This window comes from Thalassoroseus pseudoceratinae (assembly GCF_011634775.1).
GTDB classification, from domain to species: Bacteria; Planctomycetota; Planctomycetia; order Planctomycetales; family Planctomycetaceae; genus Thalassoroseus; species Thalassoroseus pseudoceratinae.
Map to the genome: position 1 here is coordinate 1,212,509 of NZ_JAALXT010000001.1, position 25,683 is coordinate 1,238,191.

The following is a 25,683-nucleotide window of genomic DNA, read 5'->3' on the forward strand; positions in this document are numbered from 1 at the left end:
CCAGCGAACGAAGCGGCCTAGGATGTCAAAATTCCACCGAGGACCGGAACATTGAGTTGGTTCAATTTCTCAACGGCTTTTTCGACGTCCGGCAAACGGGCTTGATCCCGTCGAACCGGGAGCACAACTCCATCGCCCAGTTCACACAGCAACGCGGTTTCGCTGGACGTTCCGAATGCGGAAGCTTTGAGAATGACCAGTTTGAATCGCCGGCCAAGCTCCGTGACGACTGTCCGCGATGTCGACGTCACAAGTCGCTCGTGAGCCTGGGAATCAACATGACCGACGGGAATCCACGTCAGGTTTTCCGCAACGTCTTCGCCGACGTTCGGCACTGAAACTTCCCCGCGAAGCAGTTCCGCGAAACCGTCCACGGCGACCTTGGCAGGCTGAATCCGATGACGGGCATGAGCCAGGTCACAATCGACGATTGCTGTTGGCACTCCCGCCCGTGCGAACGCCGCAGCCAATCCGAACGCCACGTTGGCCGCGTCGTCATCTTCCGACGTTCCAGCGACAACCACCGTGTTCAGCGATTGCGAATCCCGTGTCCGCTGGAGGACGGCCCGGATGGTATCGACTTCGCTATTTCGTATGCTCTCCTGCGGTGAGTCGATGCATTGGGAAAGCGTCTTCGCATCGAGTTGCCCTAACATCGGCATTCCGGTTCGCTGTGTCACTTCCTCGCTGGTCGCAACCCGTTGGGCGAGTAACTCCGGTCCCAAGAACCCCAACGCCGTCAGCCCCAAGACACCGACGAAGGCCAACAGACTCAGCTTCTGCTTCTTGCCAGCGTCGAGAATTTCCGGCGGTTCGGCCGGTTGGAGAACTTCAATCCGCGGCGGCGATTGCAGTTCCACACGCAGAGTTTCGATTTCCTCCGCGACGCGGTCTGCCACATCGGTGATCTGTTTCATGTCCGTTTGCATGGACTCCAGCTCATACGACTTCGTGCCCAAGTCCTCGATGAGCTTCGCGTGTTTCTCGACCTCCTCACGCAGGACCTGCTCTTGCCGCACCAGCACTTCGAGCCGAGAAAGTTCGGGGTCAAACTCGGTGGCTAATGCGGGATTGCCGTCAACAGCGTTCGTACGCTTTCGATACGTCAGGAGCTCGATCCGCTTCTTGAGCGCCAGTTCGAGATCGCGAAGTTCTTTTCGATAGGCGACCAAGTGCGGGTGGTTTCGATCAGCGACAATATCTTCATAACGGGAAATGACGCCACGAATCTCCACGACGCGTTTCGCCATCATTTGCACGTCGATGTCGTCCGCGGCGGCCGCTTGAATGGCAATGACGTTCGCTTTTGTGGTGGAATCGTCATCGCCGTCCGTCGCTTGCACAGCGATGTGCATATTGGCGGCTGCGGACGCTTTCACTTGTTCACGCATGAGTTCCGCGCGGATGGCGGCATGTTCCTGCCGGAGTTCGGCAAAGTATTCCTCGGCCATTTGCTGTTTCACTGTCAACGCTCTGGAATCGCCGGTGCCCAACTTCTCGGCCAACTCCTTGGCACGGGCTCGTTCCTTCTTCGCGTTGCGGTTGGTTTCCTCGAAGATGCGTTCGAGTTTGGCCAGCCGAGCCGCTCGCTGTTGCCGATCAACGTTCACCACATTCGTGAAAAAGCTATCGGTGACGGCGTTCACGACGTTCGCCAGCATCTCGGGATCTTGTCCCGACATGGAAACCTTGAGGAACTCCGGGCTATCGTCGGTCGAAACCCAGACCTTCTCACGCAACCATTCCACCGGAAATTGCTTTTTTTGAATGGCTGGAAGTCCGCCGATGGCCGGGTTTTCGAGAACGCCCATCATGACTCGCTTGCTTTTCAACAGCGAGATTTGGGTTTGACGATAGGTGTCGAAGTCCGCCGGTTGTTCGGCGGTATTGAACACCATTCGCGGTTCGACCGATGAAACCTTGAGGATCGCGGTGGCGGTAAAACTGACGGGGTACAACTTCCACACCGCCGCTGCCACCATCAATGCCAACGGGACGCCCACGACAAGAATCGGCCACCAACGCCGTCGGACCGCATGCCAAACCCGCATCGGATTGAGCATGGCGTTTTCATCGGTGTCTTTGGCCGTTTGCGGTCGCGGTCGACTGGTTCCTCGGGAGGCTGTCGGTCTGGATGCTTGTCGTGCAGCGGAAGAATTCGGCGTCGGCAAGTCGGTCATGCCAATTCCCAAAAGACAATTCGGTATCACAGTGTCGGAAGAAGACACCGAAAGTCTACTTGGTGCAAAAACGCCGCGAACAAGTTCCTAGCGATTTGCTGTCGATTCGACCGTTGAAAACCCACAACATGACCGAACAACACGAAGCGCGTGGTTTGCCGATCCTCAGAGTTTGGTACCGCGAGGCTGCGGACTTACTGATCGGCGTATTGAGCTTCGGCGGGTGTCGTCTGCGGAGTGGGCAACTCACCACGGGAAACGAAATACCAGACGCCCCCAATCGCCGCGACGCAGATTGTGACGATGCGATAGGCAATCCCCGAGAGAAAACCGATACTATCGGTCGAACCCGCAAGACCGTAAAGATAGGCCATCGCCCCTTCCATTGCCCCCACACCACCCGGCAGCGGGATGATCACCCCCACCAATTGTGCCGGTGGCGACAACTGCAAATGCATCGCGAAACTCGGAATCATGTCGATACCTTGAACCGATGCCGCCGCGAGATAGACCGAGGCAATCGTCACCACATGCGCAAAGCAACTCAGCAGAATCACTAAGATCACGACCTTCCATCGAGCCTGATAAAGCCGAACCGCATTGATGACGCCGCCGAACAGCCTGCCAATCTTGGGCAGTTCAACCAAACGCCGCACCCAGATGTCGTGTGTCGTCCAGGGGTGTAGAATCAGCAAAATCCCAACACTCAACCCGATTCCCACCCAAACGATCGTGTTTGCGATGTACTTGAACTGCGGATGGTCGCGAAGCGGTGTGGCCATACTCATGGCCGCTGCGCCCACGATCAGCAAGCCGACTAACCCGACAATTCGGTCAAGCAGTACGGTCGCCAACGCGACTAATCGGCGTTCGGGCTGCTGTTTCACCAGTAGAGAGGCTTTGACGACATCTCCGCCGACCGCCCCCGGGGCAATGTAGTTAAAGACGTAGCCGATAAACCCCAATCGAATGGCATCACGCCAGGAAAAGGGGAGATCCTGAGCCCAAACAAGAAGAAACCAGCGGGAGTAAGTCACCACCTGGGCGAAAAAGCACAGCCCGATTGCCCCAAGGAAGCCCCAAGGGTTCACACGTGACCACTCGAATTGGCGAAAACTCTCGCCGTGTTTCGTGAAGAGGAATCCGAGAATTCCGACCGCAACGAGCCATTTCAGCCAATTTTGGTTCTTGCTGATCCATTGGCCACAAAAACGCATGAATCGCAAATCGGTCGTCCGAAGAAATGTGATGATGGGGTGGAATCACGGACGCACACCGTATCGGATTGCCGAAAAACCCGCAATCCCAACGTATGCCCTCCAATCATCCCAGCCTCACGAGACCAACACGATCGTAAACGATGCGGGCAACGCAACCCGAGTCCGGTCAAAGCCTTACGAAACCTTAGTTGTGGGACTCAGAATGCCGGTGAATTCGCTTGAGAAATCCGCTAACAGCGGGTATATTTCGTCTGACTCGCAAGCCCCATCATCATCCAATGATGGTGCTCGCGACGAACAAGTTGGAATGGATTCCAACCCACAGGCATCAAATTCACGCCACAATTCGGGGAGTTCAAGGATGAGCCACCTCAAACTGTATCGTCCGTCGATCAATCGCGAAGTGACCCTCCGTTTCGACGAACCGGAACGGGATGTTATTCGGTTTCCGAAGTTCTCGCGACGCTCTGTCGGTTCGTCGGGGATGAGTATCCTCAGTCGAGCACGCACGCTCCACGAAAACCGCACCTGCCCAGAATGCGGTCACTGTGTTGTCGAACCAGTGGAACTCGATGACGCAGTCGTCAACTGCAATGGAATGCCGATTCCCGGCACTGCCACCTTGGTCGGTTTTCACTGCGTCCGCTGCGAAAGCGAATGGCCCGTCTAGATCGCGTTGGGCGACGAAACTGAATCACGCCGGACATTTTTCGCGCCCGCCGGTGTGATCTTCAGTTGTAACACGTTGAGACTCACGGCCTGAATCCCTCCCGATCTGGTCGCATTCCAACGCCGCCGTTGGTACTCTGTTGTCGTGCAAAACCACGATTGAGAACCAACCGGCGGAGGATACGGATGCGATTCAATGGGGGAGTTTGGGTAGCCGTTGTCGTTGCGACGACAACACTCCAAGGCAGTGATTGGCCGCAAATTCTCGGCCCAAACCGGGATGGAGTGGTCCCAGGAGAAACCATCACCAACGGATGGCCCGCTGACGGTCCGCCAGTCCTCTGGGAACGGCCGGTTGGTACGGGTTTCGCCGGGATTGCAGTCTCCGACGACATCGCGATCCTTTTCCATCGTGTTGCCGGCAAAGAGCGGATCGAAGCCATGAACACGGCGTCTGGTCGTGTACTTTGGACCTCCGACGCCCCCGCCACGTTCCAGCCGTCGTATACAAGCGACAACGGCCCCCGAGCCGTTCCGCTCATCCACAACAATCACGTCTACACATACGGTGCCATGGGCACGCTTCGTTGCGTGACGTTGTCCGATGGCAAAACCGTCTGGTCTCGTGAGACATTCGACGAGTACAACTCCAAACGCACCCGACGCGGCGAACCGCCTGAAGGTTATTTCGGTCTCGGCAGCACACCGATTGTTGCCGACAACAAACTGCTTGTGAATGTCGGCGGTGACGACGCTAACGCGGGAATTGTGGCATTTGATCTCAAGACGGGCAAAACCGTGTGGAAGAATACCGCCACGCGGGCGAGTTATTCCTCACCGACCGCCGTCACACTGCATGGCCAACCAAGAGTTGTATTTGCGACTCGATTCGAGGTGCTTGCGATTGATCCTCGCAATGGCCAAGTCGCCTGGCAATTCCCGTTCGGCGAACCGGGACCGAATGTGACGGCCGCCAACCCGTTGATCTTCGACGATCGACTCTTCATCTCCGCCAGTTACGGTTTCGGAGCCGTTTATGCGAAAGTCTCTCCGAACAGCGTCGAAGAACTCTGGCGACGAGACGATTTGCTCTCCAGCCAATACACCACCAGTGTCCGACTACCGACAGAGACGGGGATTCATCTCATTGGAATCCACGGTCGGCAAGACATCGGTCGGGCGGCACTCCGGTGCGTTGATGTTAGCACGGAAAAAGTCCTGTGGGAGCAAACTGACTTTGGTTATGCGACCGTGCTCTTGATCAAGAACAAACTGCTGGCACTGAAGACGGATGGCGAACTCGTGCTGGCGGAAGTCAGTTCAGCTGGGTACCGCGAACTGGCGACAGCCCAGGTTCTCGATAGTACAACCCGAGCGTTGCCCGCATTGGTGGACGGCAAACTCTTCATTCGAGATACCAAAACCCTGAAGTGTTTGGACCTCAGCGGCAAGTGAATCCGCAAAAAAAAGATGCCAAGACTCAAGGAGCCTTGGCATCTTTCAAATTCAGAACCGTTGCAGCGATATTGAGTCGAGCAATTTTCGTCTCGTGGTAGTCAGTGTACAACGCCTGAGTCGCGTCGACCACTTTCACGGACGACTATCAGTCTACTCTTTGTTAGTGCCAGGCAACTTGCCAGCTTTGATCAGGTCGCCGAAAGTCTTGCCACTCTCACTTTTTTCGGACTCGATCTTCTTCAGAGCGTTTTTGATTTTGTCGGTATCGCTCACATTGGCCGCTCCCAAGGCTTTCCCCAAAGCTTTGCCGTAGTCATTGCGAACCTTCTTCTTGCGATTGTTCGCGGTCGGGTGGCAAACAGCACATCGAGCCTTGTCGATCGACGCTTTCAGGCCAGAGTACTCTTTCGTGAAGACTGCCAAATACTTAGGGCGTGCGTGAAGCTGAGATGCGTCAACCATCACGAACCCCAATGCGATGGCGAACGTGCCAATGGCGAACGAAAAGCGAGATGATTTCATGCGGGACTTCCTTGAGGAATAAAGGCCGGCGACGTTGCGGTTTTCCACTCCTGGAACTGCAGGAGCAGCAACCGCTGTATAATTCATCTTCCCAACGCGAAGCAAGACCACCCAAAACACTCGGGCGGTCTTGCAACTGTTGAATGTCGAAATCCGGATGCCATCCGACACCGAATTCCGAATTTCGTTCGATCGTGATTACTCGGCAGCGACAGGCAGTTTGCCGGCTTTGAGCAAATCGCCGAAGGTTTTGCCTTCAACTTCGCTGTCCATCTTTTCCACTTTGCCCAACGCTTCTTTCAAAGCATCGGCGTCTTTCTCGTTCTTCTTGGCCAAGCTTTTGCCCAGACCTTTGCCGTAAGCGTTCCAGCCTTTTTTGTCGAGTTTGCCGTCTTTTTTGGCGTGACAAACGAAGCAGTTCACTTTGTTTTCCTTCGCGACGTTTTCATATTCCGTCTTGAAGGCTTTGAGGTATTGCGGACGAGCTTCGCTGGTGGATGGGCTCAGCAAGAAAGCTCCGGCGACCGCCAGAACAGGTACCAAATTCAGCATTCCACGCATCATGTTCCTCCCAAGTGTTCAAAGAAATTTACACATCCCCGTAGTTCGACTCAGACCAACACTCCACAGAGTCACACGATCCAACATGCGATCCATTTTCCGAAATCGACGTCTTCGACGAATCCATTGAAGTTGATCCGAACCGCGAACCATTAGAAACCTGCCAAACGGCAGTGTCAACTGTGCAAGATCGGGCAGACTGGAAAACCGGCGAACTGATCGCAAGTTGCCACCCGAAATCCTGTTGTGTCAATGGCGTATTCCAGCTAAAACCCGTCATGCGTCCCAGGTCCGTTGGCTGCGACGATTCCCTGCGTGCAGTTGTTTTCCTAGTCGCGAATGCTCGACGAAGTCGGGTATTGTCTCGCCTTGATGCATCGCGACAATCCGCTCGGATAAACCATATGTTCCGTTTCCCCGTTCCGACGCCGACGCGGTCACTTTCTTCTCGGCTCGCATGGTTGACCGTCGGAATAACCGTCACCGCCGGACTGGTCTTCGCGTGGGGTGCAAACCGTGTTCCCGCGAACACGAATTCCGTGCTCGCGTTGCACGAGCCACCACAGCGTGCGTCTCTGACCGGACCCCGCTTTCGGATTGGGAGTTTCAATATCCGTGGTGGCAAGAATCGAGCGAACGAGTTCGATCTCACCCGCACGGTCGAAGCGTTGCGAAAACACCACTTGGACGTGATTGGTCTCAGCGAAGTTCATGGGCACGCGTGGGGAGAGTTGCCGAATCAAGCGGTTGAACTTGGTGAAGCGCTGGATCGGTCCGCTGTCTTCGTGCCCACGGAGCGACGCTATTGGCACGATCATTTCGGCAACGGAGTCCTGACGAATGTGGAACTCGGTGCCATCCATTGGGTTCCGTTACCGGGCACGCAGGGCAAGAAGTTCCGCAATGCGGTCCTCACGAATTTTCAAGTGGGTGAGACGACCGTTCATTTTCTCACGGTCCATCTCGACCGCGTCAAGGACCGTCCTCATCAACTTCGACAAGTCATCACCTTGTTCAATTCCCTCAAGGAACCAGCGATCCTCGTCGGCGATTTGAACACCACTGCTGACGATCCCCAATTGGCTGCGTTGTTGGCTCGTGCCGACGTCCACGACGCGGTTGCGGAAGGGCTGGGTGATCCGGTGGATCGCCGAATTGACTGGATTCTCACACGGGGATTGAAAACCATCGACGCGGATTGCATCGACGAAGGGGCCTCCGATCATCCGCTTGTTTGGGCGGAATTTGAAGTCCTCGAACGCTGATGGCGGAATCAATCGCAGGAGTGTTCGATCCAAGCACGCGATGCTTGAAAGATTGCCGCCAATTGACGACGATGGGACGTTCTGTCAAACGAAATTATCGGTCCCAAAGAACGCCGTCGCCCCTATGATCTGTGTCAGTATTGGTCGGTCTCGACACGAACGCATGATTGACGAACACAAACTCCTCGCCAAGCAGGGGGCGGAGTTGGTGGAATTCCGTGTGGATTGGCTCGGCCGATCACCGGATGTCGTCAAATTATTGAACGAACGCCCAACGCCTTGCGTGATCACATGCCGCCGTCCGGAAGATCGAGGCCGTTGGCGAGGTACCGAAGAACAACGGTTGACAATTCTCCGGTCCGCCATCGTCGCTGAAGCCGATTATGTGGATCTCGAAGAAGATATCGCCGACGACATCAAACGCTACGGGCCAACAAAGCGAATTGTGAGCTATCACAACTTCGATGAAACTCCAGACGACTTGGAAGACATTCACGAACGGCTTTGCGGGAAAGATCCCGACATCGTCAAGATCGTCACGACGGCGAACGCTCACGCCGACATCGTGCGAATGATGAAACTTGTCCAGCAATCCAAAGTCCCGACCGTCGGTTTTTGTATGGGGGAAATCGGCATTCCCAGCCGAATCCTATGCGGCAAATACGGTTCGCCATTCACTTACGCCACTTTCAGCAAAGAACGGCAACTAGCGCCTGGCCAATTGTCTTTCGAAGACATGCATCTCGGCTACCGATACAAGCAAATCGGCCCGTCGACGCAAGTGTTTGGTGTGGTCGGCGATCCGATCGCACACAGTCTCAGCCCGCAAATTCACAATGCCGCTTTTCAAAAAGACGGCTTCGACGGCGTTTACGTTCCCTTTCGGATCTTCAAAGGTGAGTTGGAGAAGTCTCTCAAGGCGTTGGAATGGCTCGACATTCAGGGTCTGAGCGTGACGATTCCGCATAAACAAGCGACCGTCAAAATCGCCAAGCATTTTGAAGATTCCGTCAAAGAGATCGGTGCGGCCAACACACTTTACCGATCCGATCAGCAAGAGTGGCACGCGGCCAACACCGACTACGACGCCGCACTCAAATGCATGCTCAGTGGATTCAAACGTCGCGGCGACGCTGAACCAAGTCTCGTCGGGCGTGACGTGTTGATGCTCGGAGCCGGCGGAGTCGGGCGAGCGGTCGGCAAAGCGGTTATCAAGAACGGCGGACGGTTGACCATCACGAACCGTTCTCCCAAAAAAGCGGAAGAGTTGGCTGCCGAATTAGGTTGCAAGACGGTTCCCTGGACCGACCGGGGCGATGTGGATTACGAGTTGCTGGTGAACTGCACATCGGTCGGCATGCATCCAGATGTCGATGTGGCCCCATTTGCCGAAGATTGTTTCATTGAGAACACCGTCGTTTTCGATACTGTTTATACGCCGGAAAACACACTCTTTCTGAAACGGGCCCGCAAACGTGGGTGTCATGTTGTGGCGGGAACGGAGATGTTCGTACGCCAAGCCGCTGTGCAATATGAACGATTCACGCAACGGACCGCGCCGGTCGAAACAATGTTGAAGACTCTTCGCCGGATCATTTCGCCGGTTCACATTTCGTGATTTCCCCAAGGACATGTTTGGCGTGATGCCAATCTAATTTTCTCATTCAAAGTGTCCATCCATGATTCTCTCACTCATCGGTTATCGTGGCAGCGGAAAAAGCACCGTGGCCGCCATCTTAGCTCAGCGTTTGGGATGGGCCTGGGTCGACAGTGACCGCGAAATTGTGCGACGCGCAGGCCGACCGATTCGAGAAATCTTCGCTCAAAACGGCGAGCCGGCGTTCCGGGAACTGGAACGTCAAGTTCTGGCCGAATTGCTCAGCCGCGATGAGTTGGTGCTGGCCACCGGTGGGGGTGCCATTCTCAACGCAGACACCCGAGCCCAGATGAAAACCGTGGGGCCGATCGTCTGGCTCACCGCAGACATCGAAACACTCATGACACGACTTGCAGGCGATGCGAACACAAAAGACGATCGCCCCAACTTGACGGATGTTGGGGGACGTCAGGAAATTGAAACCGTCCTCAACCAACGCAATCCGATTTATCAAGAGTGTGCCGACATCACACTACCCACTGATCAAACCGATCCGGAAACGCTCGCCGGCCAAATCATCTCAGCGATGCCCCGTTGGGACGCGAAGGGAGAAGGTTCGTGACGGCTGAGGACATCTGGTTGGGGCTGGTGCTGGTTTGGCTGTTTATTCTTGGTAGCGTGATCGGGAGTTTCTTGAATGTTTGCGTGCATCGGTTTCCCCGGCACGAACGTCTGAAAGACCAACTCCGCAGCATTTGGTGGCCACCGTCGCATTGTCCGCGTTGCAAATCCACAATCGCCAAACGGGACAACGTTCCGATTCTCGGATGGATATTGCTGAAAGGCCGTTGCCGAACGTGTCAGCTACCGATTTCCGCGCGTTACCCGATCATCGAGTTTCTCAACGGCTGCCTGTTCGTCGTGGTCTACTTATTCGAAGTTCCACACGAATTCCGGACCCAGATCTTCGAAAGCTGTGGCTTCTGCCCGATCGGTCCACAGATTCTCCCCGCGTCTGTGACATTCAGCGATGCCGTATTGCTCCACTGGCGGTACGCCTATCACATGGTGCTGTTCGAAGCGTTGTTTGTCGCGAGCCTGATCGATATCGACACCACCACCATCCCCGACGGCTCCACGGTCCCCGCGATGATCGTGGGAGTCCTTGCCGCTGGAATTCTCGGCCAAGTCTGGATGATTCCCGTATGGTTCGAAGATCCGTTGTTCGCGGGACTAGCTCCCGAATGGAGTCAGGGATGGTTCGGATCACTTGTGCGTCCGCCGTTGTCGATCGTTCCGTCTTCTGAGGCGATGCATCCCGGCCAACGATTACTGATCCCGGAATGGGTCCTCACGCAACCGCACCTTCACGCGTTGGCCGTGAGCGTGGTTGGCCTGATTGTCGGTGGCGGTGTGGTGTGGCTGATTCGCATTGTCGGGCAACTCGCATTGCGACGCGAAGCCCTCGGTTTCGGCGACGTCATCCTGATGGGTCTTGTCGGCAGTTTTCTGGGTTGGCAAGCGACACTCGTGGCGTTTCTGATCGCACCATTTTGTGCGATGTTCATGCTGCTTGTTCGCGTGATCTCCCGTAACGACGGCTTTATCCCCTACGGTCCATTCCTGAGTCTCGGCACATTGATTGTCGTTCTGTTTTGGAATCGACTTTGGCCGATGGTTGGCCATTGGTTTTCGACCGGCCCTTGGGTCATCCTTGTGGGTGTGATGTTCCTCGTTCTGATGTTCCCCGCTTTGTTGGTCACTCAGGCGATCAAGCGAGCACTCGGAATTCCCGACCCACCGCCATTTGGTTGGTTCGAAGAATCATGGACGGCCGCTGACCAAACACATTATCAAGCCGGTGAGTTCGTCGACCGCGATCGGCAGTCGTGGTCGGTCGCCGATCAATGGCCGGGCGGAACGGCCGCGAACGGCACAATTCACGAAGAACGCTGGCGGAATTCCGGCGGACCAACCGGATGGCCCGAACCTTAACAACTCAATCATTGTCCTCCGGATAAATCTCTTGAATCGGCTGCATTCTGGATCGACGGGACAAAACCTCGCAAAGATCGACCGTCAACTGCTTTAGTGACAGACCTCAAACAATGATCAAAATTATCGACTACGGTATGGGCAACTTGCGAAGTGTGCAAAAAGCCCTGGAAAAACTCGGGTTCGAAGCCAGTCTTTGCGGCACGGCTGACGAATTGCATGGGGCAGAAAAACTGATTCTTCCCGGTGTAGGTGCGTTTCGAGACGCGATCGCGGCGTTGAAAGACCATGGGTTAGTCGATCCAATTCGTGAGCACATCGCCGCCGATCGCCCCTTCCTCGGCATCTGCTTGGGGCTGCAACTACTGTTCGATGTGAGCTACGAAGACGGAGAGTATGCGGGGCTGGGAATTGTGCCCGGCGAAGTCGTGCGGTTCGAGGATCAACCGGGGTTGAAGATTCCGCACATGGGTTGGAATCAGCTGCAACCATCCGGTTCACCGCGATTGCTCGAAGGCATCCCAGCCGAATCCCACTTCTATTTTGTACACAGTTTTCACGTGGTTCCACGGGATGAAAGTGTCATTGCCGCCCGTTGTGAACACGGCACGACATTCACGGCCGCCATCGAACGGGGCAACTTGTTCGCCACGCAGTTCCACCCCGAGAAAAGCCAGAACGTCGGTCTCAAACTCCTACAGAACTTCGCAGAGTTATCGTGACCAAAATTGGTCTCGATCACACCTCAACTTCATCGTCGTCATCACTGACGACATGAAACTCCTCGCCATCGAATTCCATGATGTCGCCGGGGCGGAGCTGTCGTCGGCGTCGCGTTTCGATCTCACCGTTGACCATCACCTGGCCATCCTGGATCAAGAGTTTCGCTTGCCCGCCAGTGCCGACAATTCCGGCGAGTTTGAGAAACTGATCGAGGCGGATGGTTTCCGCTGGGGTTTCTTCAGACATGTGTGGTCTCTTGCTGAGTCGGATCAAGTTGGAATCGGACTTCACCGCCGACCAACACATGCTTCACTCGCCCTCGCACCTCCCAACCGCCAAACGGTGTGTTGCGGCTATGGGAATGGAACGCCTGTGGATCAATCGTCCATTGTTCGTTGGGGTCAAACACGGTGACATCGGCCGCAGCACCGACCGCGAGTGTGCCATGATCGATCTGCAAAATCTTCGCGGGGCCAACGGTCAACTTGGCGATCAGCTCCATCCAAGTAAGGTGATTCGGTTCAATCAACGTCCGAATACAAATCGGTAGCACAGTCTCCAAGCCCACGATCCCCGCCGGTGCTAAATCAACTTCGCCGGTTTTCGACTCCTCGGTGTAAGGTTGATGGTCGGATGAAATTGCATCCACCGTGCCATCTTTCAAACCCACGATCAGTTCCGCAATATGTTCCCGTGATCGCAACGGCGGATCGACTTTGTAATTTGCATCAAATTCAGTGAGCGACACATCGGTCAACGCCAAGTGGTGAGGCGTGACATCACAAGTCACTTGGATTTGGTTTTCTTTCGCATCGCGGATTTGTTGAATGCTTCTCCGCACGGAAACACTCATTAAATGCAATCGTCCACGCGTTAGAGCAGCGAGGGACAGATCCCGACTGACCATGATGTGTTCCGCGGCTGCCGGTATTCCACGAAGTCCGAGCAAAGTCGAAACATAGCCTTCGTGCATGACACCATCGGCGGCCATTTCCGGCACTTGAGGATGTTCAAAGATACTGCGATCGAACATCGCCGTGTATTCCAACGCCCGTCGCATGATTTCCGCATTTGCGATGGGTCGTTTCGCATCGGTGAACGCGACGGCTCCGCCTTCGAGCAACTGTCCGATCTCGGCGAGTTCCTGACCTTCGTGATTTTTCGTCACGGCTCCCAACGGAAACACGCGGCAGTTGTTGGCACGGCCGGCTTGTAGCAACAGAAACTCCGCACTGGCCCGGTTGTCGACGACGGGAGAGGTATCCGGTAGACACGCCACACTGGTGAAGCCGCCCGCAAGTGCCGCTGCGGTACCGCTGGCCACACTTTCATCGTCTTCCGTGCCGGGTTCGCGAAACGCCACATGGGTATCGATAAACCCAGGACACACGATACAGCCGGAAGCGTCGATTTCTCGGTCGCCCGGACCGATGTTGTCGCCGATTTCGGTGATCACCCCGTTCTCGATCAGCACGTTTGCCGGCTGGTCGAAACCCCGCGCGGGATCGATCACCCGGCCGCTGTGAATCAGTAAACGTGTCATATTTCGGTGCGATTCAGTTTGAATTCCAACCACTGAGCAGGTACAAGCACGCCATTCGAATCAGCAGGCCGTTGGTCACTTGATCGAGAATGGCCGAGTGCGGTCCGTCGGCGACTTCCGGGGTAATTTCCACACCCCGATTGATCGGTCCCGGTGCGAGGATGAGCACATCTTGCTTGGCTCGTCGCAGCCGATCACCATTCATCCCGAACAGATGAGCGTATTCACGGATTGACGGGAAAAACGCCCCGCGTTGCCGCTCAAACTGGACCCGCAACAGATTGATACAATCGCATTCCGGGACGATCGAATCGAAATCTGTCGCCACTTCAACACCGAGTTCCTCGATTTGCGAGGGAATCAATGTGGCAGGTCCACAGACAATCACACGGGCGCCGAGTTTCTTCAATCCCCAGATATTCGAACGTGCCACGCGACTATGCCGGATGTCACCGACCAGCGTGACCGTTTTGCCTTCCAAGCTGCCGAGCTTCTCACGGATCGTGAAAATATCGAGCAATCCCTGGGTCGGGTGTTCGTGAGTTCCATCTCCGGCGTTGAGCACCCCGGCGTCGAGCTCCTTCGCCAATATGTGCGGAGCGCCGGGAGTTTGATGCCGCACCACCACCTGCGAAACGCCCATCGCCTCAATTGTGCGAGCCGTATCAATGAACGTCTCACCTTTGGAAAGGCTACTTCCAGCGGCGGAAAAATCGACCGTATCCGCACTGAGCCGTTTCGCCGCCAGGCTGAAACTTGTCCGCGTCCGAGTCGATGGCTCGAAGAACAAATTGGCAACGACGGTGCCCATTAACCATTTGGTTTTGGTCACACCCTCGGCTGCCATCGCTTTGAAAGCGGCTGCCTGATCGAGAATCAGGTTGATTTCTTCCGCCGTGAGGTCTTGCAGCCCCAACAAATGTTTCCGATGCCACTGCCTGCGGAAGTGTGGATCGGGTTCCGAGTAGGGAGCCGTCATGGGGAAGGACTTAGAATGCACGAAGATTCGGTTGGGTTTGCGTGATCGTAACAGTGTTGGAAGTCGACTTCAATTGATCCGAAAGTCTCCTCCCACGGAATCTGTTTGAATGGACCGGGCGTTTCCCCTGACCGGCAAATTTCAGTACGATAGACGAAATCGGCGATCATTCGCTTCGCGTTTATATCTCCCAATTGAAACGATCAATCGAAATCATGGATGCTGCCGCTCCCGTCGACTTTTCTCAAATTGCCACCGAACTCAACATTCGTGAACCGCAGGTTCGGCAGGTTGTCGCTTTGCTGGATGATGGCAATACCGTGCCGTTCATCACGCGGTATCGGAAGGAGCAAACCGGGAATCTCGACGAAGAAGCGATTCGCCAAATCCAAGAGCAAGTGGATACGCTGCGACAGATCGCCGAACGTCGCCAAGCGATCCTGCGGTTGATCGAATCCCAAGGGAAACTAACGCCCGAATTACGGACCGACATTGAATCCGCCGATTCCCTCAAACGCTTGGAAGACTTGTATCTTCCCTACCGTCCGAAACGACAATCCCGAGCCACCAAGGCTAAGGAACGGGGACTGGAACCGCTCGCCGACGCGATTTGGAATCAGACCATCACCGACCTCAGCCAAGCGGCAGCGGAATATGTTGATTCCGAGAAGGAAGTCGGTTCGGCCGAAGATGCGTTGAACGGTGCATCGGACATTTTAGCCGAACGCATCAGCGAAACGGCGGCCATTCGCGATGCCTGCCGAAAGCTAGCTAATGACACTGGCAAATTGGAAATTCAAGCCACGAAAGCAGGCAAAGAAAACGGCAGCGATTTCCGCGACTACTTCGACTACAGCGAACAAGTTTCCAAGATTCCTCCGCACCGTGTGTTGGCGATTAATCGCGGCGAAAACACCGGCATGCTGCGGGTTCGCTTCACCTGGAACGATGCCCGTGCCGAAGTCACCGTTTCCTTCCACTATCGATTCCCGGATCATCGGTTTTCGCAGTTTCTGACCAACTGCGCATCGGACGCATTATCACGGCTGATCAAACCGAGCTTGGACCGCGAGATTCGTCGGGAATTGACCGAAGCCGCCGAACGTCATGCCGTCGAAGTCTTCGCTCAAAACCTACGGAGTCTTCTTCTCGGTGCACCGTTGCCGAACACACGTGTGGTCGCCATCGATCCGGGTTTTCGGACGGGCTGCAAAATTGCGGCACTCGACGAATCTGGCAACCTCATCGCTCACGATGTGATTTCCATCCTTGGCAAAGACGAGCAGAAAGCAGAAGCCCGTCAGAAACTCCACGACTTCCTCGCAGAGCACAACGCCAAACTCATCGCCATTGGCAACGGAACCGCGTGCCGTGAGACGGAGGAACTTGTCTCCGAATTGATTGAACAGTCGATGCCCGACGTGCGATATGTCGTAGTCAACGAAGCAGGGGCCAGTGTGTACTCCGCAAGTTCCGTCGCCCGTGATGAGTTTCCCAATCTCGACGCCACCGTTCGCGGCACGGTTTCGATTGGTCGCCGCTTGCAAGACCCGCTCAGTGAACTCGTCAAAATCGAGCCGCAGCATATCGGTGTCGGGATGTATCAGCACGACGTTAGTGAGAAACGACTGCAGGAATCGTTGAGTCATGTCGTCGAATCGTGCGTCAACTTTGTTGGCGTCGACTTAAATACCGCGAGTGCGTCTCTCTTGAAACACGTCTCCGGTTTCAATCAGCTGGTGGCTCGACGGGTGGTGGAATGGCGGGAAAAGAACGGACGCTTCGAAAACCGTCGGCAACTGCTGGACGTCTCGGGAATTGGAGAAGCCACATTCACGCAAGCGGCTGGTTTCCTCAAAGTCCCTGGTGGTCCCGAACCACTCGATGCCACCTGGATTCACCCCGAAAGCTATGGTGCATCGCGAAAAATCTTGGAGCGTCTCGAACTCTCGCCTCAAGAGATTTTGAAAGGCGACGAAACCATTCGCAGCCGTTTTCGAGAACTCGATGCCAAGTCGTTATCAAGTGATATCAACATCGGGCTGCCAACCTGTCGGGACATTCTTGAAGCACTCGCCCGTCCCGGTCGCGACCCACGAGCGGAGCTTCCCGGTGTGCTATTCAAAAAGGGAGTGCTCAAGCTCGAAGACCTGGCCAACGGAATGAAATTGCAGGGCACGGTTTTGAATGTGGTGGACTTTGGAGCGTTCGTAGACATCGGACTCAAAGACAGCGGTCTGGTACACATCAGCAAAATGGCGAACCGATTCGTCAGCAATCCTCATGAAATCGTGGCAGTCGGAGATGTGGTGACGGTCTGGGTGTTGAATGTCGATCTTGAACGTCGCCGAGTTTCGTTGACGATGTTGCCGCCGGAGTCGACTTAATGTCGGCCGATTTGCGATTATTCATCGCGATCCCGATTCCTGTCACTTCAGCCATTGAAGGAGTTCGGCAGGAATTGCGGGGTCATCAATCGGCTTTGCGAGTCGGCCGCGACGATCCGCTTCACCTCACTTTGAAGTTCATCGGAGCCACGCCACCGCATCAAGTCCCAGTGATCGAAGCCGTCTTGCAGGAAACACTCGCCGGGCAAACTGCATTTCCACTCGAACTCCAAGGCGTGGGTGCATTCCCGAAACCAACACGACCCTCGGTTGTGTGGATCGGATTGGCGGACAATCCGAACTTGCACTCCATCGCGAAGGACTTAGAAGCCAACTTGGCAACGATCGGCATTCCCCGTGAGAACCGCGATTATCACCCGCACGTGACCATCGCCCGAGTTCGACGCGGACGGTCGATCAACCTCGCCGAATTCTGCCAAGCCCAATCTCAATTGGCGTTCGGCCAAACGCAAATAGACACAGTGGTTCTCTACGAATCCAACTTCCAATCCGGCTCAAAACGCAACGGGCCGATCTACACACCGTTGGTAACTGTGTCATTGAATTAGACCATGTTCGCCCAGCAACATCTGATTGTGTCCATCCACTCCGTTTCCTTTCCATTTGAAACAACGGGCCAGTCAGGGCAGAGTGCAACGGCAAGACCCGCTCTAGTTTCTATATAGCGGCATGAGATGCTTTTTCGTTTGGAATTGGGATGGTCTCTCCATCGAACACAGTCCTTCGAGACTACTGTTTTAGTAAACGACGATCCCACGTTTAAATTCGCAAACCAGTCTGAAGAGGTCTAGTGACTGAGTTGCTGACTCAAGGCTGAAATCTGACCTGCCAGACCGTACAATCTTGCGGACACACGGAAACTCCCCACAAGGACTTGTACCAGCATCAGCAAGTTCAAGTTCCATCCGCCGTCAAGATCATTAGGTTCTGCAATGACACGCCTCAACAATTTTCTGCTACCTCAGATTCTATTTTGCCTCGCCGGGTTTGCGTTGGCGGAGGAGACGCCAGAGGAGTCGACGAAACGCAATTGGTATGACCGGAACTTCTGGCAAACCACAAGTGGGAAACCGGCGACGGAGGGGTGGGAATTCCGTGACGGGGAAATCGCCTTGGTGGATCCCCGGAAAGCCAGTCACATTCTCACGCCTCCATTGCCGCCAAATTTTGAACTTGAGTGGAAGTGGAAGATCGAAAAAGGCGTCAACAGTGGTTTGAAATATCGTGTCCGCCGCTTCGGGAAAGCACAGTTCGGCAACACGTATCTTGGTGTCGAGTACCAAATCATCGACAGTTCGCCGAGCAGCACCAGCAAGAGTTCGACGGCGGCGATTTATGATCTGGTCGAACCCAAAGCGAAGAAGACGCTGCATCCGCCGGGTGAATGGAACCACGGAAAGGTGATCGCACGCGGAGAAAAAATCGAGCACTACTTAAACGGGACGCTAGTTGCATCAGCGGTGATGGCCGGGCCCGCTTGGGAAACGACGGTGGCTCTGAGTAAATTTCTCGGTTGCGACGGCTTTGGACAGCCTCGGGAAGGCGACCGAATCATGCTGACTGACCACGGTGGCAAAGTCACTTACAAGGATTTCCAATTCACCGCCTACGATGACGAAGTTGTCGAACCGCCTCGAACGGGTCCATTTCTTGCGAACGCGACCCGCAATAGCTGGGCTGATCAGAATAGCATTGTGATCTGGACACGCACGACCCGGAATCCCGAGATGCTGGTTGACGGGAAGAAATTCGTCAGCCTGAGCAACAAGGAGGCGAGTGCGTTGGCCAAACAATCCGACCCCAAGAAACTGCTCGACCCCCAACTTCCCGAAGGGGCTCAGCTTGATGAAATGATCGGGGCATGCCCTGGGGCACCGGGCCAAGTGCGTGTGTCGTACTATCCGGGAAGCCAACGCAAGGCGACGAAGCACACGAAGTGGATTATCACGAACGCCGATAGCGATTTCACGGCCCAATGGAAACTGGAAGGGCTGAAGCCAGACACGAAATACACAACCGTCACTCAGGCTCGCACGCTCGACGGCAAACCGTCGGCCGTCATTCATGGGGCATTCCGAACCGCTCCCAAAGCGTCCGAAGCGAAACCGATCAAATTTTGCATCACCACCTGTCATGACTTCATCCGCCGAGACGACGGCATGCAAGGTCACAAAATCTATCCCGCGATGAACGTCATTCGGCCAGACTTCGTCGTGCACGCTGGCGATATCGAATACTACGACAAACCCGATCCGTGGGCACTGACCAAAGAACTCATGCGGTTCAAATGGGGACGGATTTTCGCGCTGCCCAACAATCGTGACTTTTACAATCGCACATCGAGCTACTTCATCAAAGACGATCACGACACCCTGAAGAACGATTCCTGGCCTGGTCAGACTTACGGTTCGGTGACATTTGATGAAGGTGTGGCGTTGTTCAACGAAGAGCAGTTTCCCTCACGAAATCCGCGATATGCGAACATTCGCTGGGGGCGCGACCTCGAAATCTGGATTCTCGAAGGTCGTGACTACCGCAGTCCCAACACAATGCCGGACGGCCCGGAAAAATCGATCCTCGGCAAGAAACAGAAAGAGTGGCTCTTCAAGACACTGAAAGAATCTGACGCAAAGTTCAAGCTGATTTGCAGCCCCACACCAATTGTTGGTCCCGATCGTGCCAACAAGAAAGATAATCACGCCAACGAGATTTTCGCGTACGAGGGCAACCAGATTCGCGAAACAATTTCCAAAATTCCTGGCGTCATCGTGTTCTGCGGAGACCGGCATTGGCAGTATGCGTCGGTCGACGATGAAACCAACCTTTGGGAATTCGGTTGTGGTCCCGGCAGCGAGAAACACCAACTCGGCTGGAAACCGGGAGACGAACGCCCCGTGCACCGCTTCCTGCGTGTCAAAGGCGGTTTCCTCTCCGGCGAAGTGAAATACCGGAAGAACCAAGAACCAACGCTCACCATTCGTCATCATAGTGTCGAAGGCAAACCAGTCAGTTCTTTCCAATTCCCAACCGCCGAGTAACTCCCCCGACACGCAACACCATTCTTGAACCGACCACGAAATCCGTCGTGATTCGGGTTAGTTATCCGTTTCCATCCGAAGACAAAGGGACCCGACCAATGAAAACTCCGATTCGCTTCGCCACGCTGCTGATGGTTGTGCTGGGGTCATCCGCAATTCAAGTGAGTGCAGATGAACCGTCGCAGTTGCCGACTTGGAAAAGTCTCTTCAATGGCAAAGACCTCACAGGTTGGGTCGATGTCAACACGTCGCCGGAAACGTGGGGTGTCAAAGACGGATTGCTGGTCTGCCAGGGTGAACCGATCGGCGTGATGCGGAGCGAGAAGCAGTACGAGAATTTCATCCTGCACATCGAATGGCGGCACATGGAACCCGGTGGGAATTCGGGAGTTTTCGTATGGAGTGAGGGCACACCGGCACCCGGTCGTCGTCTGCCAAAGGGCATGGAAGTGCAGATGCTCGAACTCGATTGGATCAACCAGCACAAACGCGATGGCAAACCAAACCACATTGGCTACATCAGTGGCGAACTGTTCGGCGCGAACGGTCTTACTGGTGTTCCGGAGAATCCACGCGGCAGTCGAAGTATGTCCAAGGAACTCCGTTGTAAACCTCATGGGGAGTGGAACGTCTACGATGTCGTCTGCGTGGACGGAACGGTTAAACTCTCGATCAATGGCAAGTTCGTGAACGGCATTCGCGATGCGTCCGTGAAGAAGGGGTATCTCTGCCTCGAATCCGAAGGGGCGGAAATCCACTTCCGCAACATTCGAATTCTCGAACTCCCCCCAGGAATCACCAGCCAAGAACAAACCGCACCAAACCTGACAGCAAACGGCAGTCAGTAATTATTCGCGGTTACAACTCTGAGCCTTTGCTTCCGAGACCAAGATTCCTCGGGTTAGTTGCCCGTGAAACCGCCTTCAGACAGGACACGAATAGGCACAGTTGTTGAGATTGCGATTCCCCTCGCAATTCGTCACAATGAATTGCATAAGCCGCAATTGATACAAAGTGCACCCCAATTGTGGACTGAGTGGACTGTCTTGGAGGAGATACGCTTTGCGTCGCCTGACATTCTTTGGTTTCATTTTGCTCTGCGCAACGTCTGTGTCCGCAGCGCCTCCATTGACGTATGAAGCCGACGTTCGCCCGATTCTCAAGGCTCACTGCTTCCTATGTCATGGGGAAGCCGGCGAACGTGAGGGTAGTCTCGATCTGCGGCTCAAACGGTTCATGGTCACCGGTGGCGATTCGGGACCGGCGATTGTTCCCGGGAAGCCGGATGAAAGCGTCCTTATTGAACGGATCGAAGCAGGTGAGATGCCACCGGAGAACAAACATCCGGTGGAACCCGACGATCTGAAGACGCTGAAGCAATGGATCGCCCAGGGTGCACACACCGCCCGTGTGGAACCGGAAACCATTGGCGACGATCCGATTTTCACCGACGAAGAACGAAATTGGTGGTCGTTCCGTCCAGTCAAGCGGCCGGACGTGCCATCGCTACCGGATGCCTCCACAATCGAAACACCAATTGATGCCTTTTTGCTTTCGCGTCTTCAGACTGAAACCAAAACCGCCAACGAGCCGTCACATTTCCAGTTTGCGGAGCGGGCCTCACGAGAAGTTTTGATTCGGCGGGCGTATTTCGATTTGCTCGGGCTCCCACCCACTCCCGACGAAGTCGCGGAATTCGTCGCTGATGACCGACCCGATGCTTGGAACCGCTTGTTGGATCGGCTGTTGGCATCTCCCCATTACGGTGAGCGATGGGGGCGACATTGGCTCGATGTCGCAGGCTATGCGGACTCCGAAGGTTACACCGATGAAGATCGCGTCAGACCATTCGCCTACCACTATCGCGACTACGTCGTTCGCGCCTACAACTCCAACAAGCCGTTCGACCAATTCCTCATCGAGCAACTTGCCGGTGATGAATTAGTCTCTCACGAATCGCAGATGACGGCTGAGAAAATCGAAAAACTCACCGCCACAGGGTTTCTGCGGATGGCTCCGGATGGCAGCGCATCGGGCGGAATCGATCAAGGATTGGCTCGGAATCAAGTGGTCGCGGACACGCTGCAGATTGTCGGGACTTCCCTATTAGGCATGACGGTGCATTGTGCCCAATGTCACGACCACCGCTACGATCCGATTCCTCAAGTCGATTACTACCGCCTGCGAGCAATCTTTGAGCCGGCTCTCGATTGGAAGCATTGGAAAACACCGGCGGGCCGTCAGATTTCTCTGTACTCCGATGCCCAGCGGGAACAACGCAGCCAGATCGAAGCCAAAGCAAAACTCGTGGATGCGGAACGAAAGCAAAAGGTTGACCACTACATCAGCCGAACCCTAGAGCAGGAATTGCTGTTGCTGCCCAAGGAAAGCCGCGATCAGCTCCGCGATGCCTTCCAGACAGCGTCGTCAAAACGCACGAAAGAGCAAAAAGATTTACTCAGTGCCCACCCGAGCATCGCCAATATTCGGGAAGGCTCGCTCTATCTGTATGAACGCCGCAAGTCGGCTCGCATTGATGACATCAATACCCAGCGTGACCAGCGTGAAGCTGAGCTGCTCCAACAAACACGAGCCATCGAAGTCGCCAAACTACCCGATGAGATCCAAGCCGACATCGCCGCTGCCCTCGAAGTTCCGACAGAGGAACGAACTCCCGCCCAAACCGAATTGCTTGCGAAATACCCCAATGTGCTGGTGACTTCGGAAAACCTCGCAAAGATCAACCCGGATGCGGCCGCCGAATTGTCTCTCTACACAGAAGCTGCAGAGGAAATTCGCACCACGAATATCAGAAAGGATCTGCAGAAGTATCGTGACGACGCGGCGGCAATTCGCGCAAAAATTCCGCGGGAAGATTTTCTGCGAGCGTTGACTGAAACGCCGGGAACCGTGCCGGCGACGTTCGTGTTTCATCGTGGTGATCACGAACAACCTCGCGAACGAGTCCAACCTTCTGGGCTAACGGTGCTACCGAACAACACGCCGTTGCCCGAGAACGATTCGCAACAGCCCACATCCGCTCGGCGATTGAATTACGCGCGATATTTGACCAGCGGCCAACATCCGCTTGTGGCCCGTGTAATCGTCAATCGCGTTTGGATGCATCATTTTGGACGTGGTCTCGTCAACTCCCCAGCCGACTTTGGTTTTCTTGGCGAACGTCCGTCGCATCCTCAATTATTGGACTGGTTGGCCGCCGAGTTTGTGCAATCGGGTTGGGACCTTAAGCGGTTGCACCGTCTGATTCTGTCATCCTATGCATACCAACAATCGCCGACGGGTGATCCGCAATTGGCATTAGCCGACCCCGAGAATCGGCTCTACGGACGACGAACCATTCGTCGGTTGGAATCGGAAGCGGTCCGCGATGCCATGCTGACGGTAAGTGGTCAACTCAACGCGAAACAGTTCGGCGAACCTGTCCCTGTAATGGAAGACGAAGTTGGTCAGATTGTAATTGGTCGAGAGAATCTCGACGGCGAACGGAAACCGGGGGCGGAAGTATCGCTCAATGGAGATGAACGCCGCCGAAGCGTCTATGTGCAAGTTCGTCGCAGTCGCACGTTGGCCAGCCTGGAAATCTTCGATGCCCCGACGATGACTCCCAATTGCGAGCAGCGGTCAGACTCCAACGTGGCTCCGCAGTCGCTATGGTTTATGAATAGTCAGTTCGTGATCGACTCATCTAAGCACTTTGCAGCCCGATTGCAATCGGAGTCGCCCGATGACCTCAAGACTCAGGTGATCAACGGATGGCGGTTGACCTTTGGTTCTGTGCCAAATGGCGATGATGTCGAACAGGCCGTCGCCTTCGTCACGCTGCAGCAAGAAACGTTTCGCGACGGTTCAGACCAGGACTCCGACGACCAAGCCGCACTTGAGGCGCTCGCATCGTATTGCCAAGCGCTATTCAGCTCGAGCAAATTTCTCTACGTGGAATAAATGGCCTTCCCGATGACCAATCCCGCCTTATCGCGTCGCGCATTTTGCCAATCCGGCTTGTTCAGTTTGGCTCCGCTGGCGATCGCCAGTTTGCTTCGTGAGGAGCAGGCGTCCGCTGCGCCGATCCAGCCCAACCTGGCCCCCGAAGAATTCACACTCGCAGCCCGAACGCCGCCACAAGAACCGACGGCCAAAGCGATGATTTCGCTGTTCATGCAGGGTGGGCCGAGCCAGGTTGATTTGCTTGATCCCAAACCGACACTCAATCGGATGGACGGCAAAAAGTTTCCCGGCAAAATCAAATACGACGACGTCGGCGCGGCCAGTTCCAAAATCTTGGGGAGCCCTTGGAAGTTCGCCAAACACGGAGAGTGTGGCACCGAGATTTCCGAACTCCTACCACACACGGCAAAAATCGCGGACGACATTCTCGTCGTGCGTTCGATGCACACGGGTGTGAACAATCATGGGCAGTCCATCCATGCCTTGAATTCCGGACGGATTCAGCGAGGCCGCCCATCGTTGGGAAGTTGGTTGACGTATGGTTTGGGGGCCGAAACGCAAAACCTTCCGGCATACGTGGCTATGTCCGACCCCAAGGGGCTTCCGGTTGAGGGCGTGCTGAATTGGTCTAACGGATGGCTGCCATCGCTGTTCCAAGGAACCGTGATTCGTCCCAAAGAGCCTCGCATTCTGAATCTGCAACCGCCCCCCTCACTGCGTGGGCGTGCCCAGGAGAATTATCTCGCCTATCTTCAGAAACTCAACGAACAGCAGGCGGAACAGCACCCGAACAACTCAGACTTGGCTGCCCGGATTGCCAACTATGAACGAGCCTCCCGTATGCAAACAGCCGCACGTGAGGCTCTGGATATCAGTCAAGAAACCAAAGCGACGCAGGAGATGTACGGCATCGGAGAGAAAGAAACCGACGAGTATGGTCGGCGTTGCCTCATTGCCCGACGGCTGGTGGAACGGGGTGTTCGCTTCGTCCAAGTCTTCACGAAGAACCAATACTGGGACCATCACGGCTCGATCATTTCTTCACTCCCCGCAGCGTGCCGAAAGACCGACCGCGGAGCGGCTGCACTCGTGGCGGACCTCAAGCAACGTGGCCTCCTCGATTCCACCGTGGTGCATTGGGGTGGCGAGATGGGACGGCTACCAGTCATCCAAAACGACGCGGGGCGGGCCAAAGTCGGCCGAGATCACAACACGTATGGATTCAGCATGTGGCTCGCTGGTGGAGGATTCCGTGCCGGTGGAACCTACGGTGAGACCGATGAGTTCGGGCACCACGCCGTGACGGATATCGTCAATCACTACGATTATCACGCCACGCTGTTGCACCTATTTGGACTCGATGCGCGAGCACTCACCTTCAAACGAAATGCCAGAGAAGAATCACTCTTGGATGGCCAACCCGGTCAACTTGTTGCCGGACTTCTCAAAGGTTAGGCCGGAGAAGATGCGATTTGTTGAAGGCGTTTCGAAGAAAAAGACCGTCGCATGGATATGCCAAAGAGGTCACCATGCGACGGCGTGAAATCGTCACTGGACGA

The 25,683-nt window shown here is 55.1% G+C and carries 20 protein-coding genes; 13 read left to right on the forward strand and 7 right to left on the reverse strand.

What is annotated here, in order from left to right:
* Nucleotides 1–17 precede the first annotated feature (17 nt).
* Complete coding sequence (locus G6R38_RS04475) at nucleotides 18–2,180, reverse strand: GumC family protein (RefSeq protein ID WP_166820453.1); 2,163 nt, start codon at nucleotides 2,178–2,180, stop codon at nucleotides 18–20.
* Between the two features lie 194 nt (nucleotides 2,181–2,374).
* Nucleotides 2,375–3,397, reverse strand: a complete 1,023-nt coding sequence (locus G6R38_RS04480; protein ID WP_166820454.1) for a lysylphosphatidylglycerol synthase transmembrane domain-containing protein — start codon at nucleotides 3,395–3,397, stop codon at nucleotides 2,375–2,377.
* Between the two features lie 364 nt (nucleotides 3,398–3,761).
* Between G6R38_RS04480 and G6R38_RS04485 the strand changes: the two genes are divergently transcribed.
* On the forward strand, nucleotides 3,762–4,070 hold the full coding sequence (locus G6R38_RS04485) for a hypothetical protein (protein WP_166820455.1): 309 nt from the start codon (nucleotides 3,762–3,764) through the stop codon (nucleotides 4,068–4,070).
* A 185-nt stretch (nucleotides 4,071–4,255) separates the two neighbouring features.
* A complete protein-coding gene (locus G6R38_RS04490) occupies nucleotides 4,256–5,524 on the forward strand; it encodes an outer membrane protein assembly factor BamB family protein (RefSeq protein WP_166820456.1) in 1,269 nt (422 codons plus the stop codon).
* 153 nt (nucleotides 5,525–5,677) lie between these two features.
* Here G6R38_RS04490 and G6R38_RS04495 read toward each other — a convergent pair whose 3' ends face one another.
* Nucleotides 5,678–6,049, reverse strand: a complete 372-nt coding sequence (locus G6R38_RS04495; protein WP_166820457.1) for a hypothetical protein — start codon at nucleotides 6,047–6,049, stop codon at nucleotides 5,678–5,680.
* Between the two features lie 198 nt (nucleotides 6,050–6,247).
* Nucleotides 6,248–6,601, reverse strand: coding sequence for a hypothetical protein (locus G6R38_RS04500; RefSeq protein ID WP_166820458.1), 354 nt, complete (start codon nucleotides 6,599–6,601; stop codon nucleotides 6,248–6,250).
* Nucleotides 6,602–7,014: 413 nt separating this feature from the next.
* On the opposite strand from G6R38_RS04500, the gene G6R38_RS04505 reads away from it, so the two are divergent.
* The 5 genes from G6R38_RS04505 (at nucleotide 7,015) to hisH (ending at nucleotide 12,189) form a co-directional block, all read left to right on the forward strand.
* A complete protein-coding gene (locus G6R38_RS04505; RefSeq protein WP_166820459.1) occupies nucleotides 7,015–7,875 on the forward strand; it encodes an endonuclease/exonuclease/phosphatase family protein in 861 nt (286 codons plus the stop codon).
* 124 nt (nucleotides 7,876–7,999) lie between these two features.
* Nucleotides 8,000–9,493 carry a shikimate dehydrogenase gene (gene aroE, locus G6R38_RS04510; protein WP_166821095.1) on the forward strand — a complete coding sequence of 498 codons (1,494 nt, stop codon included), beginning with the start codon at nucleotides 8,000–8,002 and terminating at the stop codon, nucleotides 9,491–9,493.
* A 61-nt stretch (nucleotides 9,494–9,554) separates the two neighbouring features.
* Nucleotides 9,555–10,094 (forward strand): shikimate kinase, encoded by a 540-nt coding sequence (locus G6R38_RS04515; protein ID WP_166820460.1) that lies wholly within the window; start codon nucleotides 9,555–9,557, stop codon nucleotides 10,092–10,094.
* A complete protein-coding gene (locus tag G6R38_RS04520; RefSeq protein ID WP_166820461.1) occupies nucleotides 10,091–11,467 on the forward strand; it encodes a prepilin peptidase in 1,377 nt (458 codons plus the stop codon). The genes G6R38_RS04515 and G6R38_RS04520 overlap by 4 nt, the downstream gene beginning before the upstream one ends.
* Nucleotides 11,468–11,580: 113 nt before the next feature.
* Nucleotides 11,581–12,189 carry an imidazole glycerol phosphate synthase subunit HisH gene (gene hisH, locus G6R38_RS04525; RefSeq protein ID WP_166820462.1) on the forward strand — a complete coding sequence of 203 codons (609 nt, stop codon included), beginning with the start codon at nucleotides 11,581–11,583 and terminating at the stop codon, nucleotides 12,187–12,189.
* 16 nt (nucleotides 12,190–12,205) lie between these two features.
* Here hisH and G6R38_RS04530 read toward each other — a convergent pair whose 3' ends face one another.
* Genes G6R38_RS04530 through G6R38_RS04540 form a run of 3 tightly spaced genes read right to left on the reverse strand, consistent with a single transcriptional unit; the run spans nucleotide 12,206 to nucleotide 14,712 of the window.
* Complete coding sequence (locus tag G6R38_RS04530) at nucleotides 12,206–12,436, reverse strand: RNA-binding S4 domain-containing protein (protein WP_166820463.1); 231 nt, start codon at nucleotides 12,434–12,436, stop codon at nucleotides 12,206–12,208.
* The gene (locus tag G6R38_RS04535; RefSeq protein WP_166820464.1) at nucleotides 12,429–13,733 is read right to left on the reverse strand and encodes a dihydroorotase; all 1,305 of its coding nucleotides are present in this window, start codon (nucleotides 13,731–13,733) and stop codon (nucleotides 12,429–12,431) included. The genes G6R38_RS04530 and G6R38_RS04535 overlap by 8 nt, the downstream gene beginning before the upstream one ends.
* A gap of 13 nt (nucleotides 13,734–13,746) precedes the next feature.
* Entirely contained in the window at nucleotides 13,747–14,712 is a 966-nt protein-coding gene (locus tag G6R38_RS04540; RefSeq protein ID WP_166821098.1) for an aspartate carbamoyltransferase catalytic subunit, read from the reverse strand.
* A gap of 215 nt (nucleotides 14,713–14,927) precedes the next feature.
* Between G6R38_RS04540 and G6R38_RS04545 the strand changes: the two genes are divergently transcribed.
* From G6R38_RS04545 to G6R38_RS04570, 6 genes are all read left to right on the forward strand, one after another.
* Entirely contained in the window at nucleotides 14,928–17,099 is a 2,172-nt protein-coding gene (locus G6R38_RS04545) for a Tex family protein (protein WP_166820465.1), read from the forward strand.
* On the forward strand, nucleotides 17,099–17,668 hold the full coding sequence (thpR, locus tag G6R38_RS04550; RefSeq protein ID WP_166820466.1) for an RNA 2',3'-cyclic phosphodiesterase: 570 nt from the start codon (nucleotides 17,099–17,101) through the stop codon (nucleotides 17,666–17,668). The genes G6R38_RS04545 and thpR overlap by 1 nt, the downstream gene beginning before the upstream one ends.
* Before the next feature lie 384 nt (nucleotides 17,669–18,052).
* Nucleotides 18,053–20,158 carry a family 16 glycoside hydrolase gene (locus tag G6R38_RS04555; protein ID WP_166820467.1) on the forward strand — a complete coding sequence of 702 codons (2,106 nt, stop codon included), beginning with the start codon at nucleotides 18,053–18,055 and terminating at the stop codon, nucleotides 20,156–20,158.
* Between the two features lie 98 nt (nucleotides 20,159–20,256).
* Nucleotides 20,257–21,006 carry a 3-keto-disaccharide hydrolase gene (locus G6R38_RS04560; protein WP_166820468.1) on the forward strand — a complete coding sequence of 250 codons (750 nt, stop codon included), beginning with the start codon at nucleotides 20,257–20,259 and terminating at the stop codon, nucleotides 21,004–21,006.
* Between the two features lie 214 nt (nucleotides 21,007–21,220).
* Entirely contained in the window at nucleotides 21,221–24,121 is a 2,901-nt protein-coding gene (locus G6R38_RS04565; RefSeq protein ID WP_166820469.1) for a PSD1 and planctomycete cytochrome C domain-containing protein, read from the forward strand.
* 12 nt (nucleotides 24,122–24,133) lie between these two features.
* The gene (locus G6R38_RS04570; RefSeq protein WP_166820470.1) at nucleotides 24,134–25,579 is read left to right on the forward strand and encodes a DUF1501 domain-containing protein; all 1,446 of its coding nucleotides are present in this window, start codon (nucleotides 24,134–24,136) and stop codon (nucleotides 25,577–25,579) included.
* The last annotated feature ends 104 nt before the right edge of the window (nucleotides 25,580–25,683 follow it).

Coding starts and splice junctions, on each gene's coding strand:
- G6R38_RS04480 (WP_166820454.1), bottom strand. CDS start 3,397: ATGCGTTTTTGTGGCCAATGGATCAGCAAGAACCAAAATTGGCTGAAA.
- G6R38_RS04515 (WP_166820460.1), top strand. CDS start 9,555: ATGATTCTCTCACTCATCGGTTATCGTGGCAGCGGAAAAAGCACCGTG.
- G6R38_RS04545 (WP_166820465.1), top strand. CDS start 14,928: ATGGATGCTGCCGCTCCCGTCGACTTTTCTCAAATTGCCACCGAACTC.
- G6R38_RS04570 (WP_166820470.1), top strand. CDS start 24,134: ATGACCAATCCCGCCTTATCGCGTCGCGCATTTTGCCAATCCGGCTTG.
- G6R38_RS04475 (WP_166820453.1), bottom strand. CDS start 2,180: ATGACCGACTTGCCGACGCCGAATTCTTCCGCTGCACGACAAGCATCC.
- G6R38_RS04540 (WP_166821098.1), bottom strand. CDS start 14,712: ATGACGGCTCCCTACTCGGAACCCGATCCACACTTCCGCAGGCAGTGG.
- G6R38_RS04530 (WP_166820463.1), bottom strand. CDS start 12,436: ATGTCTGAAGAAACCCCAGCGGAAACCATCCGCCTCGATCAGTTTCTC.
- G6R38_RS04495 (WP_166820457.1), bottom strand. CDS start 6,049: ATGAAATCATCTCGCTTTTCGTTCGCCATTGGCACGTTCGCCATCGCA.
- G6R38_RS04490 (WP_166820456.1), top strand. CDS start 4,256: ATGCGATTCAATGGGGGAGTTTGGGTAGCCGTTGTCGTTGCGACGACA.
- G6R38_RS04485 (WP_166820455.1), top strand. CDS start 3,762: ATGAGCCACCTCAAACTGTATCGTCCGTCGATCAATCGCGAAGTGACC.
- aroE (WP_166821095.1), top strand. CDS start 8,000: ATGATCTGTGTCAGTATTGGTCGGTCTCGACACGAACGCATGATTGAC.
- thpR (WP_166820466.1), top strand. CDS start 17,099: ATGTCGGCCGATTTGCGATTATTCATCGCGATCCCGATTCCTGTCACT.
- G6R38_RS04535 (WP_166820464.1), bottom strand. CDS start 13,733: ATGACACGTTTACTGATTCACAGCGGCCGGGTGATCGATCCCGCGCGG.
- G6R38_RS04505 (WP_166820459.1), top strand. CDS start 7,015: ATGTTCCGTTTCCCCGTTCCGACGCCGACGCGGTCACTTTCTTCTCGG.
- G6R38_RS04560 (WP_166820468.1), top strand. CDS start 20,257: ATGAAAACTCCGATTCGCTTCGCCACGCTGCTGATGGTTGTGCTGGGG.
- hisH (WP_166820462.1), top strand. CDS start 11,581: ATGATCAAAATTATCGACTACGGTATGGGCAACTTGCGAAGTGTGCAA.
- G6R38_RS04555 (WP_166820467.1), top strand. CDS start 18,053: ATGACACGCCTCAACAATTTTCTGCTACCTCAGATTCTATTTTGCCTC.
- G6R38_RS04500 (WP_166820458.1), bottom strand. CDS start 6,601: ATGCTGAATTTGGTACCTGTTCTGGCGGTCGCCGGAGCTTTCTTGCTG.